The organism is Chromohalobacter canadensis (assembly GCF_029544075.1).
Classification (GTDB): Bacteria; Pseudomonadota; Gammaproteobacteria; order Pseudomonadales; family Halomonadaceae; genus Chromohalobacter; species Chromohalobacter canadensis_A.
Window position 1 is genome coordinate 69,137 of record NZ_JAJQJH010000006.1, and the last position, 18,282, is coordinate 87,418.

Genomic DNA, 18,282 nt, shown 5'->3' on the forward strand with positions numbered 1-18,282 from the left:
CTGGGAAGCGTGCCGTGGCGCAGCCATGGAAGGATTATATGAGGAAGGCTAGCACATGAACTTTTTCTATGAGGCAGCGGTACTGCTAGGTGCGGCCATCATCGCCGTGCCGCTGTTTCAACGTCTGGGATTGGGCTCGATACTGGGTTATCTCGCGGTGGGGCTGCTGCTAGGGCCGTCCGTGCTGGGATTCATCGCCGAACCCGAGGAAGTGCTGCATTTTTCCGAGTTCGGCGTGGTGATGTTGTTGTTCCTCATTGGGCTCGAGATGGAACCTTCGCGCCTGTGGGGTATGCGCAAGCAGTTGTTCGGTCTGGGGCTTCTGCAACTGCTGGTGTGTGGCATGTTGTTGACTCCCATCGGGCTGGCATTGGGGTTGACATGGGAGCTCGCGATACTGCTGGGGCTGATCCTGGCGCTGTCTTCCACGGCGTTCGCTCTGCAGCTTCTCAATGAACAGCATCGCCTGGCGACACCCCATGGCCAGACGGCATTTTCCATCCTGCTCTTCCAGGACCTGGCGGTCATCCCGTTACTCGCTTTGTTGCCATTATTCGCGGGCGACCTGAGCGGCCACGATAGTGCGGTGTGGCTTGATATCGGCAAGGCCGTGGGCATGGTGCTGGCGGCGATTGTCTTCGGACGCTTGGTTTTTCCGCGCGTACTGGCGTTCATCGCGCGCAGCGGTGTGCATGAAGTATTCACTGCGGCGGCGTTGTTCATGGTGCTGACCATGGCACTAGTCATGGAGTGGGCGGGCTTGTCCATGGCTTTGGGGGCCTTCCTCGGTGGCGTCATGCTAGCGGATACGGTTTATCGGCACGAGCTGGAAGCCAACATCGAGCCCTTCAAGGGCATCCTGCTGGGGCTATTTTTCATCGCCGTGGGCATGTCGGTCGACCTGACGCTCGTTGTCGACGAGGTATGGTGGGTGCTGGGCATCACCTTGGCGCTATTGGCGGCCAAGCTGGTCGTCATTGCGCTGGTGGGCATGGCGGCACGCCTGCCGCGTCAGGAGATCCCGCGCCTAGCGACGGTGATCGCCCAGGGCGGTGAATTCGATTTCGTGTTGCTCAGCGCAGCGGTCAGTGCGGGCGTTTTCGATCAACGCATCGCCAGCCTGTGCATTGCAGCAGTGACCCTGAGCATGGCGCTCACGCCGTTTCTTTACCGAGGCGGTAACTGGCTAGCCGTTCGGATGAGGGAGAGCCGTCCCTACGACAAGGACTTCGGCGACGAGACACCGCCGGTCCTGATCGCGGGACTGGGGCGCTTCGGGCAGATGGTGGCGCGCGTGCTCAAGTTGCAAGGCATCAGCTTTACCGCGCTCGATCCCAATATCACCCAGGTGGAGTTCATTCGCCGCTTCGGCTCGCGCATCTATTATGCCGACGCCGCGCGTCTGGATGTCCTGCGCTCGGCGGGGCTTGCTCAAGCCAAGTTGCTAGTGATCGCCGTCGACGACGAGGAAGCAGCACTGACCATCGCGAGGATGGTGCGTAACCACTACCCGCAGATCAAAATCTTCGCTCGCGCGCGTAATCGTCATCATACCTGGCAATTGATGGAAATCGGTGTCGATAGCGTCGTGCGAGAGACGTTCGCTTCAAGTATGGAGATGAGTGTGGAGGTGCTCAAGGGCCTTGGCTACCCCGGTTCCAACGCACTGGAAGCCGTGCGTACCTTCCGTGATTTCGATAACCAATTGTTGGCAACGTCCTACGTGCACCGCCATGATTTGGAGACCTTGAGAAAGACCGAGCATGAAGCCATTGCTGAATTCCAGGCGCTTTTCCAGCAAGAGTTGAAGCAGCGTCGGAGCAAGGAGACGGATGACGCGCCGCCATCGAGTATGGCTAACACGTCCGTGCCGGAGGAACGCTGAATACGTTTCGTACGCCGCGGAGAGGGATAGGCGTTCGTGACGCAAGGGAGGAAAGCAGTTAACGGGAGGTCGATATGCAGGAGTCGCTGCGTGCTGTGCTGGCATCGCAACATCTGGTCGCCCGGGGAGAGCCTCGGGCATTGTCGGGCGGCGATATCGCCGAGGTTGCCTGGTTGGAAACCGATCAGGGCGCGGTGGTGGTCAAACGCGACGCCTCCGATGCCCTGGCAGCCGAAGCCGAGGGCCTGCGTGCCCTGAGCTATGCGAATACGGCGTTGAAAGTGCCGGCGGTGATCGCTCAGGAAGGAGAATGGTTGATCATGGAGGCACTGGAATCGGGCGGCAAGCGCGACGCAGCGCGGCTTGGCGAAGGCTTGCGCGGATTGCACGCCGTTCACGGCGAGCGTCACGGGTGGCCGAGTGATAACCGTTGCGGGCCCACGGCGCAGCGCAACACGCCCTGTGATGATGGGCGCGTGTTTCAACGCGAGCACCGGCTAATGCCGTTGGGCACGGCCTGTGTCGAACGCGGCTTGCTGCCCACAACGCTGCTGGACGCTTTGGGCGATGTCGCCGACCGGCTCGATACGTGGTTGCCGGACGTGCCACCAAGCCTCGTGCATGGCGACCTGTGGTCTGGCAATGTGCTTACCACGCCCGAAGGGCCGGCCATCATCGACCCTGCTGTCTACTATCATTATCCCGAGGTTGATCTGGCGATGCTGACGCTGTTCGGCGCGCCGGGCGAGGCGTTCTTCGAGGCTTACTGGGATGGCGCTCGCCCCGAGGACTGGGAGCGTCGCGAGACGTTGTTCCAGCTATACCCGCTACTGAATCATTTGCTGCTATTCGGTGGTGCCTACCGGACGGGTGTCGAGCAGGCCATCGCGCGCTTGCAATCGACTTAATGTCGCCGGGATGTGCGCCACAGGCGTTGCCACCATGCCTTGCCAAGCGTAGCCGGGGCACACCGTTCACGTACCCGACGAGCGTCGAGAAACGCGGCGATCGGGGCGCTCTGTGAAGCCTTGTCGAGCATGGGGGCATGGCCGCACCCGGGCACTTCGAGGATACGGGTGCTGGGTTGGTGGTAACGCATGGCCGATAGTGTTTGGTGCGACAGGATGTCGGATTGCATGCCGCGTATCGTCATCAAGGGGCAGCGCAGAACTTTCCAGGCGGCCCACAGGTCGCGTGGCGTGTCATGGACGAATTGCTCGGCGATACGAGGATCGAAATGGTGGCTCCAGCTACCATCGGGTAAACGCCGAGCACTGCCCAAGAGCAGGCCTTGCCATACCGCCTCGCTATCGATACCGAAGCTCTGGTAGTGATTGCGGATTTCCGACTCCAGTGCCTGCAGGGTCGTGAACCGTTGCGTCGAGATGAAGTGATTCGCCAGGCGTTGCAGGCCTTTCGCTTCTACGGTCGGGCCGACATCATTGAGGATAAGAGCCGCTACACGGTGGCCATGCGACGCGTCGGCGGCCAAGAGTAGCCCCAGCAGACCGCCCATCGACGTGCCCAGCCACGGAACGCTCGTGAGTTCGAAGTGATCGAGGACCGAGAGGGCAATACGCATGTAATGTGCATAGAGATAATCGTAGGCGGGAAAGAGCGACCAACTGGAAAGGCCGCGTCCTGGTGTATCGGGGGCGATCAGTCGCCAGCGGGGACCAAGTAGTCGGGCCAGGAACTCGAAGTCGCCGCCATGCCGCGACAAGCCATGCCAGGCTATTAGTGTCCGCGGGGCCTCGGGGTGCCAGACGCGCACGGCGATCTCGAGCTCACGGTGCTGGAGCAGAACAAGCTCATCCACGGCATGGTCCTGAATATCGACACGTCACCAGTATAGACGTGATGCTGCAATGCAGTAGAACCTTAGGCGCGCCGGGTGATGAGGTAAAACAGGCTGTCGATCGCCTCGCCGCCGCTTTCGCGCAGCGAGAAACTATCAGGAGTTCGGAGCCAGTCGTGTACCAAACCGCCGATCATCGAGTGCAGCATCAGGGTGGCGACGTCTGGTGCGATCTCGTCGATGAGCAGGCCCTCGTCGTGGGCTTGCTGAAAACAGCGTCGCACGACCTCGCGGCAATCCGCGGCCAGGCGGTTTTGAAGCTCCACCGGGTTGATGTCGCTGATGAATTCGCAGCGATGCATCAAGATGGTGTGGACACGGCAAGAGCGTGGACGTTCCAGCATCTCGAACGCATGCAGCGTGGCAAGGCGCAGCGTGTCCAGCGGCCCCAGGGGCTGCTGCTCGGCGGTGATGTCGTCGATGATCTGCTGGAGCGGCATCTTGACCCGGTCGAGCATGGCATGGAACAGGTCGGCTTTGTTCTTGAAGTGCCAATACACGGCGCCACGCGTCATGCCGGCATGACGCGCGATATGTTCCAGCGAAGTGCGTGAGACGCCTTTTTCGAGGAAGACGTCTTCGGCTGCATCGAGCAAGGCTTCTCGCGTGGCCTCGGCTTCGGCTTTGGTTCTGCGGGGCATGGCGTGATCTCGTTGATGAATCCAGCCAGACGGCGGGGAATGGGCACCGAGTGGCGAGACTTTTTTAGCCATCATACCCCAAGTGAATGGCATTTACATTCATGTATGTATGCGTGTAGTCTTAGCCATCATTGATTTCGATCAAACAAGGTAAAACACCGATGGTATCCACGACAGGGAATGAGCGCCGGGGTCTTTGGGCCGTGGCGTTGGCGGGCGTTCTGTTGATGGGCTGCGGCAGCGATGACGATGCCCAGCAGCAGTCAAGCGACGCTTCTTCTCCGCCGCCCAAAAAGGCTCAGGTCATGGAAATGGCCAAGCGCGACATATCGCTCGACAAATCTTATCCTGCCATGCTGCGTAGCGATAATGAAGTGACTGTCGTGGCTCGTGTCAGCGGTACGCTCGAAGAACGGCATTTCGACCCCGGCCAACAGGTCGAGAAGGGCGATAGCCTCTACACGATCGAGCCTGAGGTCTATGAAGCCACCGTGCGCCAGCGCGAGGCGGATCTGCAGAGTGCCCAGGCCGATGCGGAACTGGCGCAGACGAATGCTGCTCGCTACGAGCGCCTGCTCAAGCAGAATTCCGTCAGCGTTCAGCAGCGCGACCAGGCACAGGCCGACCTCAAGGTGGCGCGTGCCAGCGTTGCCCAGGCGCAAGCGGCACTGGATAGCGCGCGTATCGATCTTGATTATACCGATGTCGAGGCGCCGGTGTCGGGCATGATCAGCCTGAGCGAGGTGAATCTCGGCAACCTCGTCAACGATGGCGCCGAGTTGGCGACGATTACGCCGCTCAATCCTCTCGAGGTGCGTTTCCAACTGCCTCAGGAAGAAGCCTTCGAACTACGCCGTCAGCGCGAGCAACAGGGTAAGGAGGCGATTACCGCCGAACTGCAGATTCCGGCATTGCCGGGACAGACCCTCAAAGGGAATGTGGAATTCTTGGGCTCGCGTGTCAGCGAAAGCACCAGCACCGTGCAAGCCAACGCCTTCTTCGACAATCCCGATGGCATGTTCATGCCGGGACAATTCGTGCGTGTCGAGCTGGATGGCGTGAAGCGTTTTGATGTATTTGCCGTGCCCGAGATTGCTGTGACGCAAGGGCTGATGGGCCCTCAAGTCTATGTGCTGAATGAAGAAGGCAAGGTGCGCACGCAGACCGTGCAGCTCGGCGATACAGCGGGACCGTGGATGATCATTACGGACGGAATCAAGGCGGGAGACCGCGTCGTGGTCAGCGACCCAGGCAACATCAGCGCCGGTGCGAGCATCGATCCTCAGCCGTTCGACGGCGATGCCGAAGCGCTCTCGGGTGCCGAAAAAGGCGAGGCTGCATCAGGAAGTCAGACCGAGAAGAAAGGGGCATCCAATGGCGATGGCCATGCCAACGAGGAAGGTGGAGCCTGACGGATGAATATTTCCAACTTCTTCATAAAACGGCCGGTCTTCGCCACCGTTATTTCGATCATCGTGGCGGTGATCGGGATAATGGCGATGCGCGTCTTGCCCATCGAGCAATATCCCAGCGTCGTACCCCCAACGGTTTCCGTGCAGGCAACCTATCCCGGTGCCGATGCCGAGACGGTCTCGAAGACCGTGGCGGCCCCGATCGCCGAGGCGATCAACGGGGTCGAGGACATGATCTACATGACCTCGACCAGCGCCGATAATGGCTCGATGCGGATGAATGTCTCGTTCGGTATCGGGACTGACGGTGACATCAACACGATCAACGTCAATAACCGTGTCCAGCAGGCGCTGTCGCAGTTGCCTGAATCGGTGCAATCGCAAGGGGTCACGGTCGAACTGAGTTCAAGCAGTATCTTGATGTTGGTGGCATTGACGTCGCCGACGGATGAATACAACAACATCTACATGCAGAACTACGCCACGCTCAATATCCTCAATGAACTTCGCCAAGTGCCCGGTGTGGGAACGGCTGAGGTGCTGGGGGGTGGCGAGTTCGCCATGCGTATCTGGCTCAATCCGGATAAATTGGCGCAATACGACATGACGTCTGCCGAGGTGGCCAGTGCCATCCGGTCGCAGAACACCGAAGTTCCGGCGGGGGCCTTGGCCCAGGCGCCGCAGGACGATCCGCGCGCGTATACGTATACCATCACGGCGCCGGGGCGTTTGGCCGATGCGGACCAATTCCGCGATATCATCTTGCGTACTAACAGCGATGGGTCAGCGCTGCGCTTGAGCGATGTGGCGCGCGTCGAATTGGGAGCGTCGTCCTATTCGGTCAACGCTGACATGAACGGCGCCACCATGACGCCGATCATGATCAATCAGCAGCCCGGCGCCAACGCCCTGGAAACCGCCGAGGCCGTCAAAAGCAAGATGGACGAACTCTCTGAGCGGTTTCCGCCAGGGCTTGAGTATGACGTGCCTTACGACACGACATTGTTCATCGATGCCTCGGTGGAGTCGGTCTTCCATACGTTCATAGAGGCGTTGCTGATCGTTGCGGTGATCGTGTTCATCTTTCTGCAGAACTGGCGCACCACGATCATTGCCATGTCAGTAGTGCCGGTCTCGGTGGTGGGCACCTTCGCTGGCCTGTATCTGTTCGGTTTCTCGATCAACTTGTTGTCACTGTTTGCCATGGTGCTGGCGATCGGCATCGTAGTCGATGACGCGATACTGGTGGTGGAAAACGTCGAGCGATTACTGGAGGAAGATCCCGAAATACCCATACGCAAGGCGGCCATCACCGCCATGAAAGAAGTTAGCGGCCCCGTGATCGCGACCTCGTTCATCATGGCGGCGGTGTTTGTGCCGGTGGCATTCTTGGGTGGTTTCACGGGCCAGATCTACCAGCAGTTCGCGTTGACCATCGCGATCTCCGTGGCTATCTCGGCGGTCGTGGCCTTGACCTTCACGCCGGCGATGAGTGCGCTTTTCGTCAAGCACAAGTCAGAGATAGGCGATTCCAAGATCGCGCGTGCCGCCTCGACGCCATTCCGTCTGTTCGATCGCTTCTTCGAATGGGTGACGCGGGGTTACATGGCAGTCGTACGCTTGCTGGTTAAGGCGTGGGTGCTGACGTTGATATTGGCGGCGCTCATCATCGGCTTTTCCTATTGGCTGTACCAGAGCAATCCCTCGACATTGATTCCCGAAACCGACCAGGGGATAGCCATCGCGAGTGTCACCTTGCCACAAGGCGCGTCCGTGGCGCGTACTACCGAGTACATGGACAAGCTGAGTGACAAGATCGAGCAGGATCCGGCGGTCGCGTACTCCACGGCGGTGGCGGGCTACGACATGCTGTCCAGCGCAGTCAACACGGCCAAGGGTGTGATGTTCATCACCATGAAACCGTGGGGCGAGCGTGATGAGTCCGTCGAGGACATGATCGCCAAAATCAATCGAATTGGGGCTGGTCTGGAAGGTGGTACGGTAATGGCCTTCAACATGCCGCCGATCATCGGGCTTTCCACCACGGGGGGCTTTACCGGTTACCTGCAGTCCTATGGCGGGGCTGACTCTCAGGAGTTGATGCAGGCTTCCGGTAAAATAATGCAAGCCGCCAACAAGCGTCCGGAGCTGGCCCAGGTGTTCACCACCTTCGATGCCTCGGTGCCATCGTATCGGGCGCATATTGACCAGGAAAAAGCCCTGAGTTACGGCGTGTCGATCGATGATCTCAATACGACGCTTTCGAATACGTTAGGCAGCGGTTTCGTGAACTATTTCACGTATCAGAACCGCAATTTCCAGGTCTACATGCAAAACGAGGATATGTTCCGGCAAACGCCCGATGATCTGAACAAGATCTTCGTGCGTGGCGGTGATGGCGAGCGAATTCCGATTTCCGAGTTCGTGACGCTCGAACGTCAGTCGGCGCCCTCGGTGGTATCGCGCTTTGGGGTCTACCCGTCAGCGCAGTTCCAGGGTGGCCCTGCGCCGGGCTATAGCTCAGGCCAGGCGATCGCCGCGATGCAAGAGGTGGTTCAGCAAGAACTCGGCAACGAGTGGGGCATGGGCTGGACAGGCACGTCCTTCCAGGAGGCCAATGCCGGCAATGCCGCGATTATTGCCATTACCTTCGGCATCTTGATGGTCTTCTTGATCCTGGCGGCGCAGTACGAGAGCTGGGCGTTGCCGCTGGCGGTGATCACTGCAGTACCGTTCGCCTTTATCGGGTCCATCGGGGGGATCGTGCTGCGAGGGCTGGACACCAGTGTCTATGTCCAGGTGGGCATGCTGGTGGTGGTCGGGTTGGCGGCCAAAAACGCCATCCTGATCGTCGAGTTCGCCGAGTTGCAGCGGCGCGAACTCGGCAAGTCGATCCGTGATGCCGCATTGACCGCCTCCGAGCTGCGTTTTCGGCCGATCGTGATGACTTCGCTGGCGTTCATCTTCGGGACCTTGCCGCTGGCCATCGCGAGTGGTGCCAACGACACCAACAGCCATCACATCGGCACCACGGTGGCGATGGGCATGGTCTCGGTAGCCGTATTGGCGAGCCTCTTCGTGCCAGCCTTCTACGCCATGATCGCCAACGTTCAGGTATGGCTGCAGAATAAACGTGGCGTATCCTCTCATCACGAGGATGACGACGAGGCATCGGCAACCTCCGGGCCGCCGGCAAACCACTGACCTTCGAATGAACCGACTATGGCCAGGGCCTCGCGCCCTGGCTTTTTTATTTGCGCGCAGGGTTCATGCGTGACGACCGGTTGGTTGCGGCACTCGGCTAGGGCACTCTGTCATGATGGGAAGACGAGGTGAGGTGAGCATGATCAAGGGAGCGGCACTGCATTGGTACCGAGGGATCGTCCTCTTGTGTGCGCTGCTAGTGTTTTCTGGCAGTGTGTGGGGCCAGAGCGCATCCCCGCTGGCGGCACTGTCCGGGGGCGGTAACAGCCAGGCAGCACAAGATGAAGCGCCATCCAACGAGCAGGCGCGTGCCTCGTTAGATAGCGTCATCTCTATGCTCGAGGATCAAGAGCGCCGAGACGCCTTGCTCACACAGTTGCGCGAGTTGCGAGCCTCTCTGGAGGGCGCCGATGCCGACGTTGAGGCAGAGTCGCCACGCGGCTTGTTGGGAGCTATCGCGGACTCGCTGACCTCGTTGAGCGACTCTGGCGAGGTCGTGACCCCGTTAGAGTATTGGCAGCGCCTGGGCGAACGGGCAGGGGATACCCTGACGCAGCGCGTCGCGTCGCTGGACTCGCTGCTGCATCTCGTCGTCGATTTCGCTTGGGTGCTAGGGCTCTGGGGCGGTAGCGCGTCGCTGATGGTGTTCGGCGGGCGCAGCTTGGCCAAACGCATGGATATGCAGCTCACGCTCAGCGCCGAGCCGAGTACCTGGATGCTGATACGCCATATGCTGCGTCGCTTGCTGCCCTGGGGGCTCGCCTTTGGCCTTACTCTGGGCGTCGTGCACGGCATGATATCCACGTTGGGGATGACGCTGGCGATGGTGATCGCTTACATCACCCTGTGCGGGATTCTTTTTTCCGCCGTGTGTGAAGTCGTCTTCTCACTGTTTGCTAACGGTCATCGTCGCGTCGCCTTGCGTATTCTGCATCGCCGGGCCGCTCGCTGGCTGTTCATCATCGGCGCGCTGGTCGCCTTGGGCGATGCCTCGAATGCCTCAGAACTGCGCTCGGCCCTGGGAGCGTCGTTAGCGGAAATGGTCTCGATGCTGTCCAATGTCACGGCCGCCTTGTTGACGGGGGCGTTTACGATTCGCTTCAAGCGTCCGGTCAAGCACCTGATCCGCAATCGTCCCTATCGCTACCGGCGCGACAAGCGTGCCAGCAGTGAGTTGATCCAGGTGATCGGCTCATTGTGGCATGTGCCGATTCTGCTCATGGTCGTGGTTTCGTTGGTTGCGATCCTGACGTCGGAGGGAGATTCGCGCAGTGCCTTTGCCAAGGCCATCGTGACCGCCGGGTTACTGGTGGTGACCCTGATCATCAATGGCCTGATTCATCGCCATGCCGAGCAGCCTTCTAAACTGCGCCGTCAGTCACAATATCGGCGGCGGCTGGTGCGCTTCGGCTATACCCTGGCGCACTTGATCAGTTGGTTGCTCTTCGCCGAGTTGGCGATGCGTGTCTGGGGCTTGTCGTTGCTGGCCTTTGGTGGTGACGAGGGCATCAGCCAGCTAATTGGGCAATCGCTGATCAGTATAGGTATGACAGTGCTGTTGGCATGGCTGGTCTGGATTCTTGCCGATACGGCGATCGAGCGGGCGTTGCTTTCTTCCAAGCGCGGTCGCAGCGGACGCGCGCAGAGCACGCGTGCGCAAACCATCACACCGCTGATTCGCAATGTGGTCTTCGCCACCATCGTGATTATCGCGGTCATCGTGGCGTTGGCCAATCTAGGGGTCAACGTCACGCCGCTGTTGGCCGGTGCCGGGGTGATCGGTCTGGCGGTGGGCTTCGGCGCTCAGACGCTGGTCCAAGACTTGATTACGGGACTTTTTATTCTTATCGAGGACTCGTTGGCCATCGACGACTTCGTTGACCTGAGCGGCCATATGGGGACGGTCGAGGGATTGAGTCTACGCACCGTGCGCTTGCGTGACCTGGATGGCATCGTGCATACGATTCCCTTTAGCCAGATCAAAGGAATCCAGAATTTTTCACGGGAATTCGGTATCGCCCTGATGCGCGTCCGCGTGGCGCATCATATGAAGATCGATGAAGCGATCGCCATCGTGCGTGAAGTAGCCGAGGAGTTACGTCGCGATCCGATGATGCGGCATTACATCTGGTCGCCGTTGGAACTCCAGGGAGTGGAAAGTTTCGATGCCGGCGCGGCGATTCTGCGCATGCGCATGCGCACGGCGCCGATTATGCAATGGGACGTGGCGCGGGCGTTCAATCTGCGGCTCAAGCGTCGTTTCGATGAGCTGGGCATGGAGCTTGCCATGCCGCGCATGAGCGTGAGTCTTGAGCAGGCCCCTGGTGAGGCGGTGAACTTGCCGACTTCGACCGAACATGCCACAACAGCCAGCGGTGCGCCATCCGACACGAGTTGATCGCGATTGTGGAGGTGGCATCTAGGTAAAAGGGGATGACGCATGTCATGGCGTCGCCGTTAAAGGTATGCAGCAAGCGGCCGATGCTCATAGGATGCTCGCACGCCACGCGGCGATTACCTATAACGAACAATCCAAAAGCCAGGAGCTGGCATGGCATCATCGCGTTTTACGCCTTTCGAGCGCTTATTGCTCAGCAGCCGTAACGAGGCCGATACGGCTGCGTTGTTGTTATTGGCGTGGCTGGCGATGAGCGATGGACAGGGGACCTTGAGCGACCGCAAACGCACCTTGCTCGACGAGCTCACCGGGGACTTTCGCCACGACCACGGCTATCAGTTGATCATCGATCTAGCGAGTGCGCCGGATTTCGTGGCCTTACAGCTCGCGGCGGAAGTGCTGCAACGCTATTATCGTGGGCCGCGCCGGGAAACCTTTCTCCGCCAGGCCATTCATGTGGCAACCCATGAAGGGGCGCTGGTGGCCGGCCAGCATCATGTGCTGCGTTTTCTGGCCGACCTGCTGGGCGTGGCGCCCGAGACGTTCGAGGTCTTGTTCCGGGATGTTGCCGGTTACCCGCTGGCGGTGCCCGAGGACCTCAGTGCCGCGCATTACTGGCGGTCACGCGAGAGTGCCGATCATCGGCATTCCTCCCAACAAGACCGTCATGACACGCATGGTGAAAGTTCTCGGGAACGCACGGACGGGGAGGAGGACGCCGCGCAAGGCTCGCGAGGGCGTCGTAGGAAGGAGCAACGCTATCGTCAGCGTGAGCATGCCAAGGACGGGCATGACGAAACCCGGCGGCGTCGCTGGCGTTGGCGGCGCGAGGAAGCCGGGCAGCGTGAGCAGGCTCATGACGGCCAGCATTCGGACGAAGGGGAGCGGCACCGCGAAGGTTTTTCCCATGAAGGTGCGTACGCTAAGGGGCATGCCTCAGGTAATGAAAAGGCTCAGCGGGCATTGGCCGTGCTGGGTTTGATGGAAAATGCACAAAAGAGCGAGATTAAGCGCGCCTACCGACGTCTGGCCCAAAAATACCATCCTGATCGCTATCATGCACAAAGCCAGGAGGCGATGGTCACGGCGTCGCTGCGCTTTCAGCGAATCAAGAACGCCTATGATTATTTGATGCGCCAACATGCGTGATCTTTATCGACGATTGGACATACACGTGTCGGCAAGCGACGCGGACATCGCACGGGCCATTGCGCGTTGCGAGAATCAGGCCGTCAAGGCGGCCGCGGAAAACGTCCTGCGCGTCGAATCGCGTAAGCGTGAATACGACCAACTCTATGGCACCTTGACGGGTATCGGGCTGCTGCGTGCGCGCATGGGACTGAGTCATGCACCGTATTGGAAAGGCAGCGTGGCCAACGATTTCTCGATCAGCGCCGATGGTGAGTATGCCCGCTACGCGGAGCTAAAGGCCAAGGTGGGCCGTGCCGTACGCGTCCACGACGCCTGGCAGCAAGTGCGCAGGGTGATGCTGTGGGGCGGCGGTATTTCGTTGGCCACGGGCGCCGGCGTGGCGTTGCTGATGTTTGCACCGGATCTTTTCTGATCTCATGCCATGGCATCGTTGAGGGACCCTGCGCTACCCCCTACAATCGTATGAACGTCTGCTCAGTCAAGAGGCTTAGGTGCGACACGGCTGCGGCAATTGGTCGCTTCTATTTCGCCTGATTTTGCTTCAGAATGCCGCCCCGTCGGCTCTCCCTGCTTGTCGCTCGCGTTCGACCGAAAGGTGTTCCTTTACAGGCAGACGAGGGCGAGATGGCGTAAGCGATGCGTGCTCGTTTATGGCGGAGGTATTCACCATTGCTTAGCATGCTTGGTACGCCCAACCTTCAGAGCGCATCACACTCGTGTCATTGGCAGCCGGAAAACCGGTGGCCGGTTGGAATGCCATGGGGCGTTTACAAGTAGTCAGCAATGCCTGAGCTGACCAATTGGACACGCGCCAAGTCGCTGACGTTCCGTTGGCGAATGTGCTACGGCATTTTGACCGCCAGGCCTAACGGGTCGCTAGCGGAGGAAAGCATTCAATGAGCAAGCGCTGCAACGTCTTCCCACGCTTGAGTGAGGCTATGCAATGAGAATGAAGAAGAACCTGGGATGGCTCGGTATCCTGCCCTTGATCGCAGTGCTGCTTAGTGGCTGCGATGGGGCGCTCGTGGATCCCAAGGGTCAGATCGGGGTAGAGCTAAAATCACTGATTATCACGGCGTTCTGGCTGATGATGATCGTGGTGATCCCCGTCCTCGTCATGACGGTGGTTTTTGCTTGGAAATATCGGCATAGCAACCATGCCGCCAAGTACATGCCGGACTGGGCGCACTCCAACAAGATCGAAGCCGTCGTGTGGCTCATCCCCTGCATCATCATCCTGTTTCTGGGGATCATTACCTGGAAAACGTCGCACTCGCTGGATCCGCACAAGCCGATCGAATCCGACGTCGAGACCATGGAAGTACAGGTCGTCGCCTTGGATTGGAAGTGGCTGTTCATCTATCCCGAGCAAGGCATCGCAACGGTCAACGAAGTGGCCATGCCCGTTGATGTGCCGGTGCACTTCAGCGTGACGTCGGCGGCGGTGATGAACTCGTTCTTCATCCCCACCTTGGGTAGCCAGATCTACGCTATGGCCGGCATGGATAACGACGTGTACCTGGTGGCGAACGAGGCGGGCGTCTACGACGGCAAGTCCTCCAACTACAGTGGCAAGGGTTTCTCGGAGATGACCTTCGATGCGCATGCCATGTCGCAGGATGATTTCGATGCCTGGGTCGACAAGGTGGGTCAGTCGTCCGAAACGCTCTCGTATGAAGGGAGCTACCAAGAGTTGGCGGAACCGTCCACGGACCATCCTGTGGAGTATTTCTCCGACGTAACGTCAGACCTGTACCGCGACATCGTCGAGGGTTTCCATGGTGGCAACGGTGAAGGTGGACACGATGGCGGCCATGGCGAGACGTCCATGAGCGCAGAGGCAGCGGAGTAACATTATGTTCGGAAAACTTGGACTTGACGATATTCCCTATCATGAGCCAATTCTGGTCGTGACGGCTATTGTCATGATGCTGGGTGGCTTAGCCATCGTCGGCTTGCTGACGTACTTCAAGAAGTGGAAATGGCTGTGGACGGAGTGGATCACCTCCATCGACCACAAGAAGCTGGGTATCATGTATTTCCTCGTGGCGCTGGTCATGCTGTTGCGCGGTTTCTCCGACGCCATCATGATGCGTACCCAACAGGCCATGGCCGCCGGGGGCGCCGAGGGCTATCTACCGCCCGAGCATTACGATCAGATCTTCACCGCGCATGGTGTGATCATGATCTTCTTCGTGGCCATGCCCATGGTCATCGGCCTGATGAACCTGGTTGTTCCGCTGCAGATCGGCGCGCGTGACGTCGCCTTCCCGTTCATGAACAACCTGAGTTTCTGGCTGTTCATGGCAGGTGTCGTACTGACCATGGTGTCGCTGCTCATTGGTGAGTATGGCAAGACTGGCTGGTTGGCCTATGCGCCATTATCGGGAATACAGTACAGTCCCGGCGTAGGGGTCGATTATTGGATATGGGGACTGCAGATATCGGGGATCGGCACCACCCTGACCGGTATCAACTTCTTCGTCACCATCCTGAAGATGCGTACCAAGGGCATGACGCTGTTCCGCATGCCGATCTTCACCTGGACGTCGCTGTGCGCGAACATCCTGATCATTGCTTCTTTTCCGATTCTGACTGCGACCATTGCATTGCTGACTCTCGATCGTTACCTGGGGATGCACTTCTTCACGAACGATATGGGCGGCAACATGATGATGTACGTCAACCTCATCTGGGCCTGGGGCCATCCTGAGGTGTACATTCTCATCCTGCCGGCGTTCGGGGTGTTCTCTGAGGTCATTGCGACCTTCGCCAAGAAGCGCTTGTTCGGTTACAACACCATGGTCTGGGCGACCTTGGCGATCGGTATACTGTCGTTCGTGGTGTGGCTGCATCACTTCTTCACCATGGGGGCAGGCGCGAACGTCAACGCCTTCTTCGGTATCGCGACGATGATTATCGCCATTCCGACCGGGGTGAAGATCTTCAACTGGCTGTTCACCATGTATCGCGGTCGGCTGCAGTTCACATCGCCAGTACTGTGGACACTGGGCTTCATCATCACCTTCACCATCGGTGGCATGACCGGGGTGATGCTGGCAGTGCCTGGCGCGAACTTCGTGCTGCATAACAGCCTGTTCGTCATCGCTCACTTCCACAACGTCATCATCGGCGGCGTGGTATTTGGCATGCTTGCAGGTCTGACCTACTGGTTCCCGAAGGCCTTTGGCTTCAAGCTCGACGAGAAGTGGGGCAAGCGTTCCTTCTGGTTCTGGATTACCGGTTTCTACCTGGCCTTCATGCCGCTCTATATCCTGAGCTTCATGGGTGCGGTACGCCGCATGCAATCATACGCCAACGCCGATTGGCAGCCGCTGATGATCGTGGCATGGGTCGGTGCCGTCCTCATTCTGTGCGGTATTGCCTGCACCGTGATCCAGTTCATCGTGAGTATTCGCAATCGCGAGAAGTATGCCGATATCACGGGCGATCCGTGGGATGCGCGTACACTGGAGTGGTCGACGTCTTCTCCCGCACCGTTCTATAACTTCGCGCATCTACCCAATGTTGGCTCCGTCGATGCCTTCTGGGAAGCGAAGAAAGAGAAGGGCATGGCAGCGGACAAACCGACCCAGTACGAAGACATTCACATGCCGAAGAACACTGTGGCAGGACCGATCATCGGTCTGATCAGCATCGTGTTCGGTTTCGCGTTGGTCTGGCATATCTGGTGGCTGGCCGGTGTAGGCGCGGTCGGCATGTTCGTAGCCTTCATGTTCCGTGTCTTCAACGACGACATCGACTACTACGTCCCGGCGGCGGAAGTCGAGCGTATTGAGCGCGAGCACCATAAACGGCTGGAGATGCAGGCGTAATCATGACGACGCAAACTGTTAATCAACATGACGCTCATGCCCATGACGAGCATGAGCACCACGATGCTGGTGCCATGAAGGTATTTGGCTTCTGGGTCTACCTGATGAGTGACCTGGTCATCTTCGGGAGCCTTTTCGCGACCTATGCCGTGCTCATGCAGGGCACGGCGGGCGGCCCCTCTGGGGCCGATATCTTCGAGCTCCCGTTGATTTTGGTCAGTACCTTCCTGCTGCTATTCAGTAGTTTCACCTATGGCATGGCCGTGCTTGCCATGCATGCCGATCGAGTGGCGCAGGTGAAAGGATGGCTGGTCATCACGTTCTTGCTGGGTGCCGGCTTTATCGGGTTGGAAATCTATGAATTCCATCATCTGATTGCTGAAGGCTTCGGACCGGATCGTAGTGCTTTCCTATCCTCCTTCTTCACGTTGGTCGGGACGCACGGCCTACACGTGACCTTCGGCCTGATCTGGATGCTGGTGATGATCGTCCAACTGTTCACGAAGGGTCTTAACGACAAGACGCGCCCGCGCATCATGTGCCTGAGTCTGTTCTGGCACTTCCTCGATATCGTGTGGATCTGTGTCTTTACCTTCGTCTATTTGATGGGAGTTCTGTAATGAGCGATGCACATGCTTCCCACGATGGTGGCAACCACGGCAGCGTCAAGTCCTATGTGATTGGCTTGATCCTCTCTCTCGTGTTGACGATCATCCCGTTCTGGATGGTCATGAGCGGTGGCTTCAGCAATATGGCCGTCGTCGTGACGATCTCGATCATGGCCATCTGTCAGGTGCTGGTGCAGTTGATCATGTTCATGCACCTGGACTTCAAGACCGAAGAAGGATGGAATGCGGGGTCCTTTATCTTCACGGCGTTGATCCTGGTCATCCTGGTAGGTGGGTCGCTGTGGATCATGCAGAACCTGCACGCCAACATGATGCTTGGTGGGTGAGTCGCTCGGCGTGATGCTCAAACCCTACGTCTCCATTACCAAGCCGGGCATCATCTTCGGCAATCTGATCTCCGTGGCCGGGGGCTTCTTCCTCGCTTCTCAAGGGAGCGTGGATGGTGTGCTCTTTCTGGCCACGGTTATCGGAATTGCGTTGGTGATCGCGTCCGGGTGCGTGTTCAATAATTACATCGATCGTGATATCGATCGTCTGATGGAGCGTACCCAAGGGCGTGTCACGGTCCAGGGGCTGATTTCACCCGGTATCACGCTTGCGTATGGCAGTGTGTTGGGGGTTGCAGGCTTCTTGACTCTGGCGTTGGGCACCAATGCCTTGGCGACACTGTTCGCCTTGCTCGGGTTCTTCGTCTATGTCGGGCTTTATAGCCTGTATCTCAAACGACACTCGGTCTATGGCACCCTGGTGGGCAGTTTGTCCGGCGCAGCGCCCCCGGTGGTCGGCTATTGCGCCGTCAGTGGGCAGTTCGATCTCGGCGCGCTGACGCTGCTGCTGATCTTCTGCTTGTGGCAGATGCCGCACTCGTATGCCATTGCCATCTTTCGCTACCAGGACTATCGCGCGGCGTCGATCCCGGTACTGCCGGTCACGCGCGGCGTGAGGGCAGCGAAGCATCATATCTTCTGGTATATCCTGGCGTTCTTGGGAGCGACTCTGATGCTCACGCTAGGCGGCTATGCCGGATATGGCTACTTCGCGGTGGCGGCAGCGATGGGGCTTTATTGGCTCGTCATGGCGCTGCGGGGATACCGCACAGGCGACGACCGTGTCTGGGCCAAGAAGGTATTCATCTTCTCGATCCTCACCATCACGGCGCTCAGCATCATGATGTCGATCGACTTTCAGGTGACCGATACCGAAGTACTGATGACCTCGCTACGCTGATTTAAAGCCCCTTGCCCGAAATAAAAAGCCACGCCATGAC

At 58.8% G+C, this 18,282-nt stretch carries 14 protein-coding genes; 12 read left to right on the forward strand and 2 right to left on the reverse strand.

Going from position 1 to position 18,282, the window contains the following annotated elements:
- Positions 1–55: 55 nt before the first annotated feature.
- Both LUN51_RS09735 and LUN51_RS09740 read left to right on the forward strand, forming a co-directional pair.
- The gene (locus tag LUN51_RS09735) at positions 56–1,885 is read left to right on the forward strand and encodes a monovalent cation:proton antiporter-2 (CPA2) family protein (protein ID WP_277811097.1); all 1,830 of its coding nucleotides are present in this window, start codon (positions 56–58) and stop codon (positions 1,883–1,885) included.
- A 74-nt stretch (positions 1,886–1,959) separates the two neighbouring features.
- On the forward strand, positions 1,960–2,793 hold the full coding sequence (locus LUN51_RS09740) for a fructosamine kinase family protein (RefSeq protein WP_277811098.1): 834 nt from the start codon (positions 1,960–1,962) through the stop codon (positions 2,791–2,793).
- Here the strand turns inward: LUN51_RS09740 and LUN51_RS09745 are convergent.
- Positions 2,790–3,704 carry an alpha/beta fold hydrolase gene (locus tag LUN51_RS09745; RefSeq protein WP_277811099.1) on the reverse strand — a complete coding sequence of 305 codons (915 nt, stop codon included), beginning with the start codon at positions 3,702–3,704 and terminating at the stop codon, positions 2,790–2,792. The two genes, LUN51_RS09740 and LUN51_RS09745, sit on opposite strands and share 4 nt — an antisense overlap.
- A 62-nt stretch (positions 3,705–3,766) precedes the next feature.
- Positions 3,767–4,384, reverse strand: a complete 618-nt coding sequence (locus LUN51_RS09750) for a TetR family transcriptional regulator (RefSeq protein ID WP_075370176.1) — start codon at positions 4,382–4,384, stop codon at positions 3,767–3,769.
- 161 nt (positions 4,385–4,545) lie between these two features.
- Between LUN51_RS09750 and LUN51_RS09755 the strand changes: the two genes are divergently transcribed.
- The 10 genes from LUN51_RS09755 (at position 4,546) to cyoE (ending at position 18,242) form a co-directional block, all read left to right on the forward strand.
- A complete protein-coding gene (locus LUN51_RS09755; RefSeq protein WP_040244418.1) occupies positions 4,546–5,796 on the forward strand; it encodes an efflux RND transporter periplasmic adaptor subunit in 1,251 nt (416 codons plus the stop codon).
- Positions 5,797–5,799: 3 nt separating this feature from the next.
- Entirely contained in the window at positions 5,800–9,000 is a 3,201-nt protein-coding gene (locus LUN51_RS09760; RefSeq protein ID WP_246894298.1) for an efflux RND transporter permease subunit, read from the forward strand.
- Between the two features lie 112 nt (positions 9,001–9,112).
- Positions 9,113–11,398 (forward strand): mechanosensitive ion channel family protein, encoded by a 2,286-nt coding sequence (locus LUN51_RS09765; protein ID WP_277811100.1) that lies wholly within the window; start codon positions 9,113–9,115, stop codon positions 11,396–11,398.
- A gap of 153 nt (positions 11,399–11,551) precedes the next feature.
- The gene (locus LUN51_RS09770) at positions 11,552–12,547 is read left to right on the forward strand and encodes a J domain-containing protein (RefSeq protein WP_277811101.1); all 996 of its coding nucleotides are present in this window, start codon (positions 11,552–11,554) and stop codon (positions 12,545–12,547) included.
- Positions 12,548–12,572: 25 nt separating this feature from the next.
- Positions 12,573–12,962, forward strand: coding sequence for a hypothetical protein (locus LUN51_RS09775; protein WP_277811102.1), 390 nt, complete (start codon positions 12,573–12,575; stop codon positions 12,960–12,962).
- A 531-nt stretch (positions 12,963–13,493) separates the two neighbouring features.
- The gene (cyoA, locus tag LUN51_RS09780) at positions 13,494–14,402 is read left to right on the forward strand and encodes a ubiquinol oxidase subunit II (protein WP_040244412.1); all 909 of its coding nucleotides are present in this window, start codon (positions 13,494–13,496) and stop codon (positions 14,400–14,402) included.
- 4 nt (positions 14,403–14,406) lie between these two features.
- Positions 14,407–16,386, forward strand: coding sequence for a cytochrome o ubiquinol oxidase subunit I (cyoB, locus tag LUN51_RS09785; RefSeq protein WP_277811103.1), 1,980 nt, complete (start codon positions 14,407–14,409; stop codon positions 16,384–16,386).
- A 2-nt stretch (positions 16,387–16,388) separates the two neighbouring features.
- Positions 16,389–17,006, forward strand: a complete 618-nt coding sequence (locus LUN51_RS09790; RefSeq protein ID WP_040244407.1) for a cytochrome o ubiquinol oxidase subunit III — start codon at positions 16,389–16,391, stop codon at positions 17,004–17,006.
- On the forward strand, positions 17,006–17,341 hold the full coding sequence (gene cyoD, locus LUN51_RS09795; protein ID WP_040244404.1) for a cytochrome o ubiquinol oxidase subunit IV: 336 nt from the start codon (positions 17,006–17,008) through the stop codon (positions 17,339–17,341). Before LUN51_RS09790 ends, cyoD begins: the two co-directional genes overlap by 1 nt.
- A gap of 13 nt (positions 17,342–17,354) precedes the next feature.
- A complete protein-coding gene (gene cyoE / locus LUN51_RS09800; protein ID WP_277811167.1) occupies positions 17,355–18,242 on the forward strand; it encodes a heme o synthase in 888 nt (295 codons plus the stop codon).
- Positions 18,243–18,282: the final 40 nt, after the last annotated feature.